The sequence below is a fragment of the Nocardia sp. CA-151230 genome, assembly GCF_050942175.1.
In the GTDB taxonomy this organism is placed as follows: Bacteria; Actinomycetota; Actinomycetes; order Mycobacteriales; family Mycobacteriaceae; genus Nocardia.
Genome location: NZ_CP192061.1, coordinates 4,243,224 through 4,256,997, shown reverse-complemented (window position 1 = coordinate 4,256,997; position 13,774 = coordinate 4,243,224). Strand labels below are relative to the sequence as shown.

General features: G+C 64.5%; 14 protein-coding genes. All 14 read right to left on the bottom strand.

Annotation, left to right across the window (positions count from 1 at the left end; genetic code table 11):
* Positions 1–5: 5 nt before the first annotated feature.
* The 14 genes from ACQP1O_RS19950 to ACQP1O_RS19885 all read right to left on the bottom strand — a co-directional run bounded on the left by ACQP1O_RS19950 (position 6) and on the right by ACQP1O_RS19885 (position 13,566).
* Positions 6–1,010, bottom strand: a complete 1,005-nt coding sequence (locus ACQP1O_RS19950) for a phosphotransferase family protein (protein ID WP_433567262.1) — start codon at positions 1,008–1,010, stop codon at positions 6–8.
* Between the two features lie 7 nt (positions 1,011–1,017).
* Complete coding sequence (locus tag ACQP1O_RS19945) at positions 1,018–2,253, bottom strand: enoyl-CoA hydratase-related protein (RefSeq protein WP_433567261.1); 1,236 nt, start codon at positions 2,251–2,253, stop codon at positions 1,018–1,020.
* 97 nt (positions 2,254–2,350) lie between these two features.
* Positions 2,351–2,695, bottom strand: coding sequence for a hypothetical protein (locus ACQP1O_RS19940; protein WP_433567260.1), 345 nt, complete (start codon positions 2,693–2,695; stop codon positions 2,351–2,353).
* 67 nt (positions 2,696–2,762) lie between these two features.
* Positions 2,763–3,788 (bottom strand): ABC transporter ATP-binding protein, encoded by a 1,026-nt coding sequence (locus ACQP1O_RS19935; RefSeq protein WP_433567259.1) that lies wholly within the window; start codon positions 3,786–3,788, stop codon positions 2,763–2,765.
* 23 nt (positions 3,789–3,811) lie between these two features.
* A complete protein-coding gene (locus tag ACQP1O_RS19930; RefSeq protein WP_433567258.1) occupies positions 3,812–4,459 on the bottom strand; it encodes a hypothetical protein in 648 nt (215 codons plus the stop codon).
* Positions 4,456–5,046: a hypothetical protein gene (locus ACQP1O_RS19925; protein ID WP_433567257.1), complete on the bottom strand. Its 591-nt coding sequence runs from the start codon at positions 5,044–5,046 to the stop codon at positions 4,456–4,458. Before ACQP1O_RS19925 ends, ACQP1O_RS19930 begins: the two co-directional genes overlap by 4 nt.
* On the bottom strand, positions 5,022–6,458 hold the full coding sequence (locus tag ACQP1O_RS19920; protein ID WP_433567256.1) for an MCE family protein: 1,437 nt from the start codon (positions 6,456–6,458) through the stop codon (positions 5,022–5,024). Before ACQP1O_RS19920 ends, ACQP1O_RS19925 begins: the two co-directional genes overlap by 25 nt.
* The gene (locus tag ACQP1O_RS19915; protein WP_433567255.1) at positions 6,458–7,588 is read right to left on the bottom strand and encodes an MCE family protein; all 1,131 of its coding nucleotides are present in this window, start codon (positions 7,586–7,588) and stop codon (positions 6,458–6,460) included. Before ACQP1O_RS19915 ends, ACQP1O_RS19920 begins: the two co-directional genes overlap by 1 nt.
* Positions 7,585–8,790 carry an MCE family protein gene (locus ACQP1O_RS19910; protein ID WP_433567254.1) on the bottom strand — a complete coding sequence of 402 codons (1,206 nt, stop codon included), beginning with the start codon at positions 8,788–8,790 and terminating at the stop codon, positions 7,585–7,587. Before ACQP1O_RS19910 ends, ACQP1O_RS19915 begins: the two co-directional genes overlap by 4 nt.
* Positions 8,787–9,809 carry an MCE family protein gene (locus tag ACQP1O_RS19905; protein WP_433567253.1) on the bottom strand — a complete coding sequence of 341 codons (1,023 nt, stop codon included), beginning with the start codon at positions 9,807–9,809 and terminating at the stop codon, positions 8,787–8,789. Before ACQP1O_RS19905 ends, ACQP1O_RS19910 begins: the two co-directional genes overlap by 4 nt.
* Entirely contained in the window at positions 9,806–10,828 is a 1,023-nt protein-coding gene (locus ACQP1O_RS19900; RefSeq protein WP_433567252.1) for an MCE family protein, read from the bottom strand. The genes ACQP1O_RS19905 and ACQP1O_RS19900 overlap by 4 nt, the downstream gene beginning before the upstream one ends.
* Positions 10,825–11,991, bottom strand: a complete 1,167-nt coding sequence (locus tag ACQP1O_RS19895; RefSeq protein WP_433567251.1) for an MCE family protein — start codon at positions 11,989–11,991, stop codon at positions 10,825–10,827. The genes ACQP1O_RS19900 and ACQP1O_RS19895 overlap by 4 nt, the downstream gene beginning before the upstream one ends.
* A complete protein-coding gene (locus ACQP1O_RS19890) occupies positions 11,988–12,872 on the bottom strand; it encodes an MlaE family ABC transporter permease (protein ID WP_433567250.1) in 885 nt (294 codons plus the stop codon). The genes ACQP1O_RS19895 and ACQP1O_RS19890 overlap by 4 nt, the downstream gene beginning before the upstream one ends.
* A 13-nt stretch (positions 12,873–12,885) precedes the next feature.
* Entirely contained in the window at positions 12,886–13,566 is a 681-nt protein-coding gene (locus tag ACQP1O_RS19885; RefSeq protein WP_433567730.1) for an MlaE family ABC transporter permease, read from the bottom strand.
* Between the last annotated feature and the right edge of the window lie 208 nt (positions 13,567–13,774).

The window sequence follows — 13,774 nt, the reverse complement described above, 5'->3', positions numbered from 1 at the left end:
CGCGGTCACCGAACCGCCTCGCTGATGAATACGGCAGCTTCCTCGAGCAGAATGCCGATCGTGGCGTCCAGTTCGACAAGGTCGAGCGATCCGTGCACACCCATGGCTCCCGACCGGCGCCGCAGCAGCACACCCTGGAGCAAGGTCGCCGCCCTCCAGTGCGAGAAGGCACGGTAGTAGTCGATCGCACCAGCGTGCAGTCCGGTTGCCGTGCAATACATATCGATCAATTCGGCCCGGTCGGGGAAGCCTCCGGACCGTGTCGGACTGGGCATGCTGATCCGCGGCTCATCCGGGCCGCGCCAGTCGTCGAGCAGCCAGGCCAGATCTGCGATCGGGTCACCCAGAGTCGCCAATTCCCAGTCCAGGACCGCGGTGATGCGGCCCGCGTCGACAAGCAGGTTGGACAATCGGTAATCGCCATGCGTGATGACCAAGCGCTGCTGCCGTGGGACGTCGTTCTCGAGCAGGGACCGGACATGCTGCCAGGACCGGTCGTGCGCGGTCTGTGCACCCCACTGCGACCAGTTCCGCACAGCCCGCCGCAATTGCCGTGGCACATACTCGGTGCAGGGACCGAGATCATCGAGCCCCACGGCCGCCGGTTCGAGTGAGTGCAGGGTGGCGAACACCTCGATCGCCTGTCGGCCCAAGGCCGAACGCTGCTGCGGACTCAAGGCCTGCGCGTCCGCTTCGGATTCCAGCGGCGCCCCGGCCATCCGCGTCATGACATAGAAGGGCCCGGCCTCGTCGGTCCCGATCACGGCGGGAAGCGGAATTCCCGTGCCGGCCAGCGCATTCAGGATCCGAGCCTCACGCAGCACATTGTGCGCGGACTGGTCATGACTGCCCGGGGGCGGCTGCCGCAGGACCCAGCCGCGTCCCACGTCATCGCTGATCAGGCTCGTGATGTTCGACTGGCCGAACCCGATCCGTTCGATCCAGAGCGCACCGGTCACATCGGTACGCTCCGACATCCAGGCCCGGAGTTCACCGGTTGCAGCGATCATCGCGCCATCACCGGCCCTCGAAAGTCGGTTTGGATTTGGTGATGAAGCTGCGAACGGCCCTGGCCGCGTCGACCGTCGCACCCGTGCGCGCCAGCGCGTCGATCTCGGCGCTCAGCTGCTCGGGCAGCGTTGAAGATTCCGATCGCCGCAGCAAGTTCCGTACTTCCGCATAGGCGCGGGTTGGCCCGGCCGCCAAGGTTTTCGCCCAATCGAGCGCGATTTCTTCCAGCCGATCGGCGGCGACGACCTCGGAAATCAATCCCCATTCCCGCGCCTCACGGGCATCGAGGACCCGGCCCAGATACAGCGCCTGCGCCCTGCGAAGCCCGACCAGCCGCGGCAGATACCACGAGGTGCCGCCGTCTCCGGACAGCCCCAGTGCACCGAAGCCGGTAGCGAACTTGGTTCCCTCGGCGGCCAGGGCCACGTCTGCCAGATACACCATCCCGAGTCCGCCACCACCGACGGAACCGTGCACAGCGGTGATCACGGGAACCGCCATCTCGGCAAAGATCCGCAACGCCTCGTGATACGGAGTCGCCATGCGCCGCAGTGTCGTTGACAGCTCCGCCGGCTCCGTATCGGCGAAGACCGTGATGTCTCCGCCGACAGTGAAGGCGGGTCCGTTTCCCAGGATCACCAGCACCCGCAGGTCCGTTCGCGCCGAGCACCGTTGAGCGACCTCGTAGAGATCGTCGGCCATGGTTTGATCGATCGCATTGCGCTGATAGGGCCGGTTGAGCCGCAGAACTCCGATGCCGTCCGTCACGGAGAACTCGACGGCCCGCAACCCGCTGTCGGGAGTGAGCGCCTGGTGCCACCGTTCGCTGTCGGTCAGTTGAACGAGCCCACTGATCCTCCCCTGGGAAAACGTGAGGATGTGAACGAACTCCGCGTCGAGAACGCCGTCGCCAACCCGTGCCGTACCGGTATAGCGGCCCGCGACAACGAGACTGCCGTCGTCGAGCCAGTTGTACCTCTCGGGCACTGCCCGTGCTGAGTAGTGCTTGGCGATTCGCCCCCAGAAGTCGCGTCGCATGGCGTCGGCGCCGCGGTAGACACCACCGAGATCGAAGGGCAGGCCCTCGGTCGTCCGCCCTTCGAACCGAGGATCCAGCAGGGAGTCCAGGCGTTCCCTGTCCCCCGTCCTCAAGGCGGCGTACAAGCTGTTCGCCAGTTTCTCGGCCGCATCTCGCTCGTTCTCCGGCAGTGGAGACGGAGAACCACCATGTTCAACGTTCATCGTCGATCCCAGCTCTCAGATTTTCTTCTAATATAGATTTGAAAAGTAGAGGATGGCGGGACCCCGGGTCAAGTACCCCAGTGACCTCACCGAGCTGTCAACGCTGGTCGTCGACCGGTGGCGGGCACAGGATGCCGCAGGGAATCGGCGGGAACGGGCAGAAGCGATCCTGCAGCGCTGTCACCCATGTCCGCGGCGGGCGGTCGAGACGGTGCTCCGCCGGGATCCGTCGCGGGTGGCCCATGGGGATGTTCGGAGCCGGGACTGCCGCAGGCACAATGCCCACAGTTGGCTCGGCAGCGGACTGAACTTGCTTGTTTGTGCCCGGCTGCTCCCCCAGTGCCAGCAGTTCGGTTCTGTGCGGCGGATTGATGACCGAAGAGGTCGACATGAAGACGCCGACAATGCTCAGCGCCGCGACTGCGGCACGATGGAAAGCCATTGCCGCTCACCTGATTTCAGCCCGGTCTTCGGAGCACGACCAGCGCGCGACCCGGTTCGCGTTGTGTTCATCGCACATTCCCGGGCGCGTCCAGAACAGTCGTCGGAGCATCGAGACCCCCATCGATGTCTGCCAGAATCGCTTCCTGCGCGCTCACCGGCAGGGTGTGCATGATCTGGCGGACCCGCTCGCGACGACGCGCGACAGCGCCACGCACCGGCATGCCCGGCTGCGCCCGCATCTGCGGGATGATGCCCTCGATCTCCTCCGCGCCACCGGCGTGGTGACCCGAGTCGAACATGGCCTGCTCGCGGGCCATCTGGGCTTCGTCCTTCTCCTCGGACATACCGATCGGGCCCTGCATACGACCGTTGAGGAACTGCTTGACCACCGGCTCCTCCGAGGTCAGCAGCACCTCACGGGGGCCGAACATGACCAGGTTGCGGCGGAACAGCATGCCGATGTTGTCCGGCACCGTACGAGCCAGGTTGATGTTGTGCGTGACGATCAGGATCGTCGCGTCGATCTGCGCGTTGATGTCGATCAACAACTGCGACAGATAGGTGGTACGAACCGGATCCAGACCCGAGTCCGGCTCGTCGACGAGGATGATCTGCGGGTCCAGCACCAGCGCGCGAGCCAGGCCGGCACGCTTGCGCATACCACCGGAGATCTCACCGGGCAGCTTGCCCTCGGCGCCGAGCAGACCGGTCAGCTCGAGCTTCTCCATGACGATCTTCTTGATCTCGGATTCGCTCTTCTTGGTGTGCTCACGCAACGGGAAGGCCGTGTTGTCGAACAGGTTCATCGACCCGAACAACGCGCCGTCCTGGAACAGGACGCCGAACAGCTTGCGGATCTCGTAGAGCTCCTTGTTCGAACAGGTCGTGATGTCGGTGCCGTCGATGTAGATCGAGCCCTTCTCCGGGCGCAGCAGACCGATCAACGACTTCAGAAAGACCGACTTACCGGTACCCGACGGGCCGAGCAATGCGCTGACTTCCCCCGGCGGCAGCGTCAGCGTGACGTCCTGCCAAATACGCTGCGAACCGAACGACTTCGTGATGCCTTCGGTCCTGACCTCGACGCCCATGGTGAACTCCTTTCGAGTCGGCGTCAGACGGGTGTGATGTCGGAGATCAGCCAGGTCCCCGCGGCCTTGGCCATGGTCACTCGCACCCGGCTCCCGTCCAGACGCCGTCCCTGATACTTGGTGCTCGTGGTTTCCTGATTCAGGAACAGCAGCAGCACCACGTTGTCGCGGTCGGCCGAGACCATCGCGGTGCCCACGATGGTGGCTTTCGTGACGATCGAATCGCGATGTGCGGCAGGGATGATCACGGTCGCGCCGAGCTTGGTGAAGTCGTCACGGAATTTGCCGGTCAGGTTCTGTGTCGCGCCGTTGAACTCGTTGTCCACGGTGTTGAAGTCGTACGAGAGGACCTTCGGAACACGCGATTGCGCCGAGTCACGTGCCTCGCGAGCTGCTGTCGCGGTGGCCCGATGATCGGCCACATGCTGCTCGAGCAGACCGGTGGCCAGTATCGTCGCTCCCAGCAGCAGTCCGAGGACCACCATCGTCGCGATCGCCGAGCCACGGCGCATGCCCGACAAGCGCTGGAAACGACGCCGGATCGCGAACCGCTCCGCCAGGCGGGACGATTTGCCACTCGAATGATGCTTGTGGTCTTCGCTTTTCGAATCAGCGACAGCGTCTTCGCTGTCGGCATTCGCGATGTCGACGAGCGTGGTATCGGTGGTCATGCGACGAACTCCACGTTCGAGACGAGCCAGTGGCCGTCGGAGTGGTCGAGGGTCATCTTCATGCGGTAGACCCGCTGCTGGCCCTCGGGGGCTTCGGTGTTCTTCACTGTGGACGTAACCGCGGTCAGGACGGTGGCGTGCGCGTCGTCGACATCGACGACACCGGATTCCTTGACCTCGCCGGTGGATTCGACCTTGCCGTTCTCCAGAACGCTCGCGAAGTTGCCGGAGATCTTGTTCCACTGGTCGCGGAACGCACCCGTCGAATCGGCGGCAATGGCGTCGAGATTCTGCTTGGCCGAGGAATGGTTGAGGGTAACCAGCTGCACCGCAATATGATTCGCGGCGGTCAGCACCGCATGATTGCGGTCGTCGGCGCGCGCGTCGGCGCGCACGTCGAGACCCAGTTTCACATTCACGCCGCTCAATACCACAGCCGCGGCGATCAACAACAGGATCGCCCATCCCAGTAAACGGTTGGCCGGCCGTTGCGGCTCGTCCTCGCTGAAGTCGATATGTTGCTCATCGCCGAGGACGACAGCCTGATCATCCTGATCGGCTGCTACTTGATCAGCAGTGATTGCCATCCGTGGATCTCCTCTCCCTGGGCCATGCCTGGGGCCGACTGCCCGAGTACATAGGTGAGGCCGTCGGGGCCTCGGAATGTGCCGTCGCCCTCGGCGTAGGGCACGGTCAGGGCCGCGGGCGCGGCGGTGGGCGCGGGTGGCGCCGGCGGTTGTGGTACGACCGGCCGCGGAGCTGCGGCGGGGGTCGAATCCCCGGGATGTGCCAGCATTTCCGGCCACGTCGAGGGCAAACCCATCGGGCAGTTGGCGACGTCGGCCGTGCGGACGGACGAATCGATGGCGCAGGGCGTGTTTCGTGCGCCACGAATGACCTTCGGGTCATCCGGGGCGATCTTGCAATAGTTGTTCTGCGGGACGGGAGCCGGACCCGTGTCGGACGGATCACGCCGCTGGGTTGCCTCGAATCCCTCGGTGCACGGCGGCGGATTCAACGTGTTGCCGAGCTTCACGTCCAGAGCTGCCGCGGGTGCGAGCAGGTTGCCGTCGGTCTGGAAACCTCCACCCACGACGCTGTAGTCGACGGCGGCCGCCACGGCCGGATAGACGACCAGGATCTGGCGCAGACCGGGCACGTTCACCCGCAATACTTGGCCGACCGTTTGCAGATCGGCCAGCATCGCCGGCAACGGAGTGCCCAGATCCGCCAGCGTCCCCGCGACGGTGGCCGCGGTCGACGGGCCCTGATCGAGGACCCCTCGCAGATCGGAGTCGCTCCGCGCCAGCTGCTCGGTGAACGAGCCGAGATCATGTACCGCGGAGCGCAGTTCGGTACGGACGGAGTTGCCGGTGCGGAGCAGGGGCTCCGCGTCATTGATCAGGGTGAGGGTCGGGCCGATGTCGGCCTGCGCCAGGTCGAGGAACTTCGCGGAGGATTCGATCAGCGAGGCCAGCTCGGGGCCGGTGCCATTGACGGCCTGGAAGGTCTCGTCCAGGGTGGTGCGAAGTGAGTCGGTGGACACCCCCGCCAGCAGAGTCTGGGTCTTGTCGAGGACCTCGCTGGTCGGGATGGGAACGGTGGTCCGCGACACCGGAATCTCCGAGCCGTCGCCGAGGTAGGGGCCGTGCTCGTCGACGGGGACCAGGTCGACGTACTGTTCGCCGATCGCCGAGGTGCTCTTGATGGCAGCCGCCGCGGCGGCGGGAATATGCAGGCCGTTGCGCAGTTGCATCCGGACCCGCACAATGCCGCTGTTCAGGTCCACCCCGGTGACCCGGCCGACTTCCACGCCGCGGTAGGTCACCGAGGCGGATTCATAGATTCCCCCGGCATCGGCGAAATCCGCTGTCACCGTGTAGGTTCCGATCCCCGTGACCCGCTGGATGCCGATGTAGTGGACCGCACCGTAGACCAGGCTGATCACCGCGAGCGTCGAGAATACGACCAGTTGTCCTTTGACCAGTCTTGTTTTCATCACCGGCCTCCGCCCTGATCGGTGTCCGCCGCCGGCGGCTGCTGGCCGCCTATATCGGTCTGGGTCGGCGCGATCAGCGGGTTCACGGCCCGATTGGACATGGGGAGCAGATCTTTGAACGGAATGCTGCCGATGACCTTGTCCCGGATGGTTTCAACGCTCAGATCGAGCGTGAGGAACAGATTCACGTAGTCGCCCTTGATTGCCTTGTCGGCGACCGTGACCGGGAACGGGAAGGTCGCGGCGACGAGAAGAGAGCCGGTCAGATCAGAGCCGGCGGCGGCCAGCTGGTTGAGGACCGGTTGGAGGTTGTCGAGATCCGCGGTCAGATCATCGTGGCCGGCCCGCAGCACCTGCGCCGCCCGCTGTCCGAATGTCCCGACCCGGTCGAGCATCGTGACCAGCTGGGTCCGTTGCTGCCCGAGGATGTCCAGCGCGGGCTGGATCTGATCGATGCCGGTGCGCAGGGTGTCCTCCTGCCTGGCGAGTTCGGTGGAGAAGGCGTCGAGGCTGTCGATGGCCCGGACAATGTCGTCGTGCTGGATGTCGAGCCCGTTGACGAACGTCGCCAATCGGGCGAAGGACCGGTTGATCGCGTCCTCATGCCCTCCGAGGCCCCGGTTCAGTTCGGACATGACCGTCCGGATCTGTTGCAGTCCGCTGCCGTTGAGTACCAGCGAGAGTGCGGCCAGTACCTCTTCGGTTGCCGGATACTCCGAACTCGCAGACAGCGGGATCACATCACCGTCACTCAGCTGCCTGCCCTCGGTGCCGTCCTCGGGTGTGGTCAGTTCGAGATACTGGGCGCCGAGGACACTGGTTTGGGCCAGCCGGGCTTTCACACTGGCCGGCAGGCGTACGCCCTTGTCGATCGCCAGGGTGGCTACCGCGATGTCATTTCGGACCGCGATCGAGGTGATCGTACCGACGGTTACGTTGTCGGCCTTCACGAACGAGTTCGCGACCAGATTCTGCGTGTCGCGCAACTCCACCCGTACGGTATACGAGCCGTGGTGAATCGCATTGCCCGGCAAAGGAATCGAATTGGCTCCGTCGAATCGACAGCCCGCGGTCAGCAGCGCGGTGAGGAGCAGGACGCTGCCGGCGCGCATTGTCGTGGAGGTTTTCATCGTCCACCTCCTGGGATGAGGAGGTCCGACAGCCCGGGGATGGGAGGCAGACCCACCGGCACTCCGGGCGGGCTGGTGACCGGAGCAGGCGCGGGCGCGCCGCCACCCATCGCCGCGCGAGCCGCGGCTCCGAACAGGTCTCCGAAATGCGCACTCGCACGTGAGCATTCATCCTGGGGCGCGTTGACCGTGGTCAGTAGTGCGCAGATCAGCGAGACCGGGTCCGGGAAGTCGGGCACGGCGAGGTTGCCGGTCAGCGAGTGTGACTGCGGGTCGTAGATGTTGTAGAAGTTGTCGACCGCGGTGGGTGCGAGGTGCAGGATCTGCGCCAGGTCATCCTCGCGATCGACCAGCAGCTGGGTGATCTTCGTCAGATCCCCGACGTTCTCGACCAGCGCATCGCGATTGTCGGCGACGTAGGTTCGGACCTCCGGCAGCATCGCCCGCAGCGACTGCAGCGCGGACGCCAATTGAGTCCTGTTGTCGTTCAACAGATTCGATACTCCGGCCAGTTGACCGACGAAGGCCCGAACCTGGTTGTCGTTGGCGGCGAGCGCCGAGACGACGGCCTGCAGGTTCCGAACGGTGGTGAACAGATCGGTTCCACCATCGGCCAGCGTCTGCATGGCCTGCGACAGGTTCACCAGTGTCTGATTCAGAGTTGCCCCGTTGCCCTGCAACGCCTTCGCGGTCGCATCGGTGAAGCGGCTCAGCGTTCCCGTCGGGTCGCCCGGCTTGGGACCGAGCTGGGTGGCCAGATCGGTGACCTGGCGTTTTACCTGGTCATATTCGATCGGCACCGCTGTTCGTTCGAGTGGGATCACCGCACCGTCGGCGAGCGCGGGACCGGTACCCGCCTTCGGCATGAGCTGAACATATCGGCCGGATACCAGGGTAGGTGCGACGATCACGGCGTGGGTATCGGCAGCCACCGGATGGTCGGAGTCGAAGTGCAGTTCGATCCGAACCCGGTCGCCCACCGGGGTAATCGTGTCCACCGCCCCGACCGGGACTCCACGCAATGCCACCCGGTCGCCCGGAAACAGCCCCACGGAGTTCGTGAAGTAGGCGGTGACTCGCACGGTCGAGCGATATGTGATCCACCATGTCGCCGCGGTGCACACCAAGGCCACTGCGATGAGCAGGGCGAGTATTCGACCGGGCACGGGAATGCGGGATATGCCCGCGCGCAAGGATTTCATCGGTGGCTCCCTTGTCCGGGGCTGCCCGGCTGCTGGCCGTTGAGATTGGCCGGGGCGATGTTCTGCAGTAGCGCGCCGAAGAACGGTCCGCTGGCGACCGCCTCGCCGAGCTGGGTGACATACGGGCGCAGCCCGAGAATCGCCGAGTTGATGTTGTCGTAGTTCGTGTTGAGCAGGCCCACGACACGGTCCAGTTCGGCCAACATGGGCGCGGTGTTCGCGTTGTTGTCCCGGACCACGCCGTGCAGTTCGTCGCTGACGAGCTTGACGTTCGTCAGCAGACTCCGGATCACCTGGGCCCGGTCGTTGAGAGCGGTGAACAGTGATCCACCGTCGGTCACCAACGCCGTGAGGTTCTGATCGCGCTCGGCGAGAACTCCGGTGACGGAGTTGGCGTGGCTCAGGAGGTCGCGTAGCGCACCGTCGCGGGAGCCGATGGTCGCCGAAAGTCGCGAAACGCCATCGAGCGACGTTTTCAGATTGTCCGGCAAGGTGTTCATCACCTGCGACAGGCTGTCGACCGCGTCGGCCAGTTGCTTCTTGTCGGTGCCCTGAAGGTGGTCGGTCAGCTGGTTCAGCGCCTCGGTGAGGTCGAATCCGGAGGTGGTGCGCTCCAGTGGGATTCGCTTCACGGTCCGGCCGTCGCCGTCGGGCCGCAGTTCGACGAAGCGCCGCCCGAGTGCTGTCTCGACCTTGATCGCAGCGGCGGTGCGGCCGCCGAGGGGCTGTCCGTGCGTATCGATCTTCAGCGTCACGTCGACGTGGTCGCCGCTGAGCCCGATCGAGTCGACCTTGCCGACCTTGATTCCCGAGATCTGCACCGCGTCACCGGTGTTCAATCCGCTGGCATCCGCGAACTCGGCGACGATGGTGCTCCGCCCCGGCCACCACGGCACGTTGTCGTAGTTGAAAATCAATACGAGCAACGCGAATACGATTCCGGTTCCGATCAATCCGAGTCGGACCGGATCGCGTTCGGAGAAGGTCTTGTTCTGTGCCTGTTGCTTGTTCTTTCTCATTTGGCCTGGCACCTTTCGGCGGGAGCGACGAACATCGGCGTGTCCTGGTGGCCGCCACCGATGGCGGGGTACCGGATCGCCAGGCCGCATACGAACCAGTTGACGAAGCTGCCGTAGCTACCGACCCGGGTGATCAGCGGATAGGTGGTCGGCAGTTTCGCCAGCAGCAGCGACAAGGTGTCGGAATCGCCGTTGAGGTTGCGGGCCAACTGCTTGAGCCCATCGATGTCTCCGTTGATCGCGGGGCGGTTGTCCAGCAGAAGCTGTGCGAGTTCACCGGCGCCCGCGTCGATCTGGTCGAGGCCGGCGGTGATGGTGCCGCGGTCGTTGTTCAGTCCGGTGATCAATGACTGCAGGTCCACGACAAGATGGTCGAACTTGTCTCCGGTGTCGTGGATGGCGCCGAGCGCGACGTCCAGACTCTGGATCGTTTCGCCGATCACCTGATCGCGGTCGGCGAGCGTATTGCCCAGCGACCCGATCTGCCGGATGAAGTCGGCGATGCTCTGCTGCTGGCCGTTGAGCACGGCGACCAGTGACGCGGACAGCTTGTTGGCATCCTCTGGGTTGAGACCCTGCAACAGCGGTTTGAACCCGTTGACCAGACTGTCGATGTCGAGCGCGGGCTTGGTCTGCGACACCGGAATCGGGTCGTTCTCCGACCGCAGACCGGATCCGTCGGGCCGGGCGGCGACATCGAGATAGCGATCGCCGATGAGGTTCTTGTACTTGATCGCTACCGTGGCGCTGCGCTGGACTTCTATGTCGCGATCGACGGTGAACGCGATTTCGACCAGCTTGTCGTGCGCGAAGTCGACCGACTTCACTTTGCCGACGGGCACTCCCGCGACCTTCACATCGTCGCCGGTCTTCATGCCGGAAGCCGAGGTGAACAGTGCGTGATAGCTGCGGGTCGATACGAAGCGCAGGTCACCGACAACCACGACGAGCACGGCCGACACGATGGAGGTGATGGCCAGAAAGATCGTCAGCTTCAATCCGGCGTGGCGGGCGGTCATCGGGTGAGTCCGTAGATCAGAGCGGCGAAGGGGTTGCCGATCAGGTCCTCAGGTGAGCGAACCGGACCGTATACCGTTGTGCCGGTGTTGAAATCGGTGTGGCCGGGCGGCGGACTGCCGGCTCCGAAGGGATACCCGTTACAGCTGGGCGGGTTGTCGGCACCGTTCACGGGAAGGTCCTTGGCGTAGGTGTACGGCGGGTCGCCCATCAAGATGGTGCCCAGGGCATTCAGGCCCGGCCGCCCGCCGCCGAATGCCCGCTCGAAGTACTTGCGAGCGTCGTTGAGCGCCGACAGGAAGCAGGGGTACGACGGGGCTTGCTCGGCGAGCACTCGGGTCGTCGGCTCCAGGGCTTGGACCGCACCGATGAGAGGCGTACCCGAGGAGTCCAGGAACGCGCTGCCGGTATTGCCGAAGTTGGTGAAGGAGAGCAGGAAAGCGCTCAGACTCGCCTGCTTCTCGACGATCGTGGAACTGGTGGCCGAGAAATTATGGATCGTGGCCATCAGGTCGGGCATCACGGCCGCCAAGGTGTCGAGGTTGTCGGCGATCAGTGGGACGTCGCGCTGCAGCGTCGGAATCGAATCGTTGAACTGCCCCAGGTAGCGATCCAGGGCCACCATGAGGTCGCCGAAACGGCCGCCGTGGCCGTCCAGTGCGGTCCCCAGCGCGGTGAGGGTGGCGTTGACCTTCTGCGGCTCCAGGGTTTTCAGGACCGTGAGCAGCGTCTGGAGGATGTCGTTGATTTCGACGGTCACCTTCGTCCCGTCGATCACCGATCCGGCCGACAGCATGGACGCCGTCGGCTGCTCGGGCAGCAGCAGCGTCACGAATTTGCGACCGAACAGGGTCGTCGGAGCGATCTCCGCACCGACGTTGGACGGCAAGCGCCGTGCCTTGGCCGGTTCGAGGTCGAGGGTCAGCTTCGCCCGGTCGTGATCGAGGTCGATAGCGCTGACCCGGCCGATGACCACACCCTGCACCTTGACGTCCGATCCGGGCGCCATGAGCAAACCGGCCCGGTCCGAATACAGGTACACGCGGGTGCTCGTCACGAATGTTCCACTGCAGGAGGCGATTGCGCCGGTTACCGCCATCACGAACGCGATCAGCGCGCTCAGGCCCAGCGTCAGTGCGCGCCGGCGAGAGACTTCGAGTTTCATCCGGACACCCGCACTGTCGCGTGAATACCGCCGTATACGGCGATGCCGATGATCAGGTCGATGATCATGATCGAGATGAGTGAGGCCCGTACCGCACGCCCTACCGCAACACCGACACCCGCCGGCCCGCCGGAGGCGTGGTAGCCGTGGTAGCAGTGCACGGACATGACCACGAGCGCGAACGCGATCACCTTGAGCAGCGACCAGACCACGTCACCGGGCACGAGGAAGATATTGAAGTAGTGCGAGTAGGTGCCCTCGGATTGGCCACTCAACACGATGCTGACGAACTGGGTCGATGCGTATCCCATGAACAGCGCGATCGCATACAGCGGCACGATCGCGATCAGCCCCGCCAGAATGCGAGTGGTGACCAGATACGGAACCGCGGGCACCGACATGACTTCGAGCGCGTCGATCTCCTCGCTGACCCGCATCGCGCCCAGCTGCGCGGTGAATCCGGCGCCGACCGTGGCGGTGAGCGCAACACCGGCCACCACGGGAATGGCCTCACGGGTATTGAAGAAGGCGGAGATGAATCCGGACAGCGCCTCGATCCCGACCCGGCCCAGCGAGTTGCTGCCCTGCTGTCCGACCTCGTAACCGGCTGCTGCCGTGAGGAATCCGACGATCACGATCGTTCCGCCGATGACCGCCAGTGCCCCTGTGCCCAGACTGACCTCGGCGACCAGCCGGATCATCTCGCGGCGGTAGCGACGCAGCGTTCGCGGAATCCAGCCGATGCTGTGCAGATGAAACGACAGTTGATCGCCTAGTCCGGCAACCCCGTCGACAGGCCCCGAAGCAGCACTGAAGAGGCTGCGGCCCAGTCGTTTCCGACGTAACGCGTCCGCGGCGCGGTATTCGCTGGTTGTACTCATCTGGTTGATCCGTTCAGTTCAGCCACAGCGTCGTGATGATGGAATTGGCGAGGAACAGCAGAACGAAGCTGAAGACGACCGTCTGATTCACCGCGTCGCCGACGCCCTTCGGCCCGCCTTTCGCGTGCAGCCCCAGATGGCAGGCCACCAGCGCGGCCAGCAGGCCGAACACACCGGCCTTGAGCTCGCTCACCAGCAGATCCGGAATCCCGGTGAGAATCGGAATTGCGGTGATGAACTGCCCGGGGGTCGCACCCTGCAGAAACACCGCGTACAGATATCCACCCGTGAGGCCGACCGCGGTCACCAGCCCGTTGAGGAAGACCGCCACCATGGTCGAGGCGAGCACCCGCGGGACCACCAGACGCTGCAACGGATCGATGCCGAGTACCCGCATGGCGTCGATCTCTTCTCGGATGGTGCGGGATCCGAGATCGGCGCAGATCGCAGTGGCTCCGCAGCCGGCGACCACCAGAACGGTTGCCACCGGCCCGATCTCGCGGATGACGGCCATGCCCGCGCCGGCGCCGGACAGGTCGATGGCGCCGACCTCGTTGAGGAGCACATTGATCTGAAAGATCACCATGACGCAGAACGGGATCGCGATCAGCAGGGTCGGCACGATCGACACGCTTGCGATGAACCAGGACTGGTCGACGAACTCACGGAACTGGAACGGCCGCCTCGGCACCATCCGCAGGGTATCCAGCGTGGTTCCGAAGAACTGGCCCACGGCGCGTGGCACGATCGAAGCCTTCGCCGGCACACCGTCCCACCGACCAGGTAACGACCTCCCGACGGACACAGCACTGTCCACCATGAACGAGCCTTCCGCTTCACTCCTGGTCAACCGAACAGAAGTCTTATCTATGTTTGATTAGATTCAGCGCTCGGAACACTCC

Excerpts from the sequence above, each read along its gene's own strand:
- ACQP1O_RS19900 (WP_433567252.1), bottom strand. The coding sequence starts at position 10,828 with ATGACCGCCCGCCACGCCGGATTGAAGCTGACGATCTTTCTGGCCATC.
- ACQP1O_RS19885 (WP_433567730.1), bottom strand. The coding sequence starts at position 13,566 with ATGGTGCCGAGGCGGCCGTTCCAGTTCCGTGAGTTCGTCGACCAGTCC.
- ACQP1O_RS19935 (WP_433567259.1), bottom strand. The coding sequence starts at position 3,788 with ATGGGCGTCGAGGTCAGGACCGAAGGCATCACGAAGTCGTTCGGTTCG.
- ACQP1O_RS19930 (WP_433567258.1), bottom strand. The coding sequence starts at position 4,459 with ATGACCACCGATACCACGCTCGTCGACATCGCGAATGCCGACAGCGAA.
- ACQP1O_RS19890 (WP_433567250.1), bottom strand. The coding sequence starts at position 12,872 with ATGAGTACAACCAGCGAATACCGCGCCGCGGACGCGTTACGTCGGAAA.
- ACQP1O_RS19950 (WP_433567262.1), bottom strand. The coding sequence starts at position 1,010 with ATGATCGCTGCAACCGGTGAACTCCGGGCCTGGATGTCGGAGCGTACC.
- ACQP1O_RS19920 (WP_433567256.1), bottom strand. The coding sequence starts at position 6,458 with ATGAAAACAAGACTGGTCAAAGGACAACTGGTCGTATTCTCGACGCTC.
- ACQP1O_RS19895 (WP_433567251.1), bottom strand. The coding sequence starts at position 11,991 with ATGAAACTCGAAGTCTCTCGCCGGCGCGCACTGACGCTGGGCCTGAGC.
- ACQP1O_RS19905 (WP_433567253.1), bottom strand. The coding sequence starts at position 9,809 with ATGAGAAAGAACAAGCAACAGGCACAGAACAAGACCTTCTCCGAACGC.
- ACQP1O_RS19910 (WP_433567254.1), bottom strand. The coding sequence starts at position 8,790 with ATGAAATCCTTGCGCGCGGGCATATCCCGCATTCCCGTGCCCGGTCGA.
- ACQP1O_RS19925 (WP_433567257.1), bottom strand. The coding sequence starts at position 5,046 with ATGGCAATCACTGCTGATCAAGTAGCAGCCGATCAGGATGATCAGGCT.
- ACQP1O_RS19915 (WP_433567255.1), bottom strand. The coding sequence starts at position 7,588 with ATGAAAACCTCCACGACAATGCGCGCCGGCAGCGTCCTGCTCCTCACC.
- ACQP1O_RS19940 (WP_433567260.1), bottom strand. The coding sequence starts at position 2,695 with ATGGCTTTCCATCGTGCCGCAGTCGCGGCGCTGAGCATTGTCGGCGTC.
- ACQP1O_RS19945 (WP_433567261.1), bottom strand. The coding sequence starts at position 2,253 with ATGAACGTTGAACATGGTGGTTCTCCGTCTCCACTGCCGGAGAACGAG.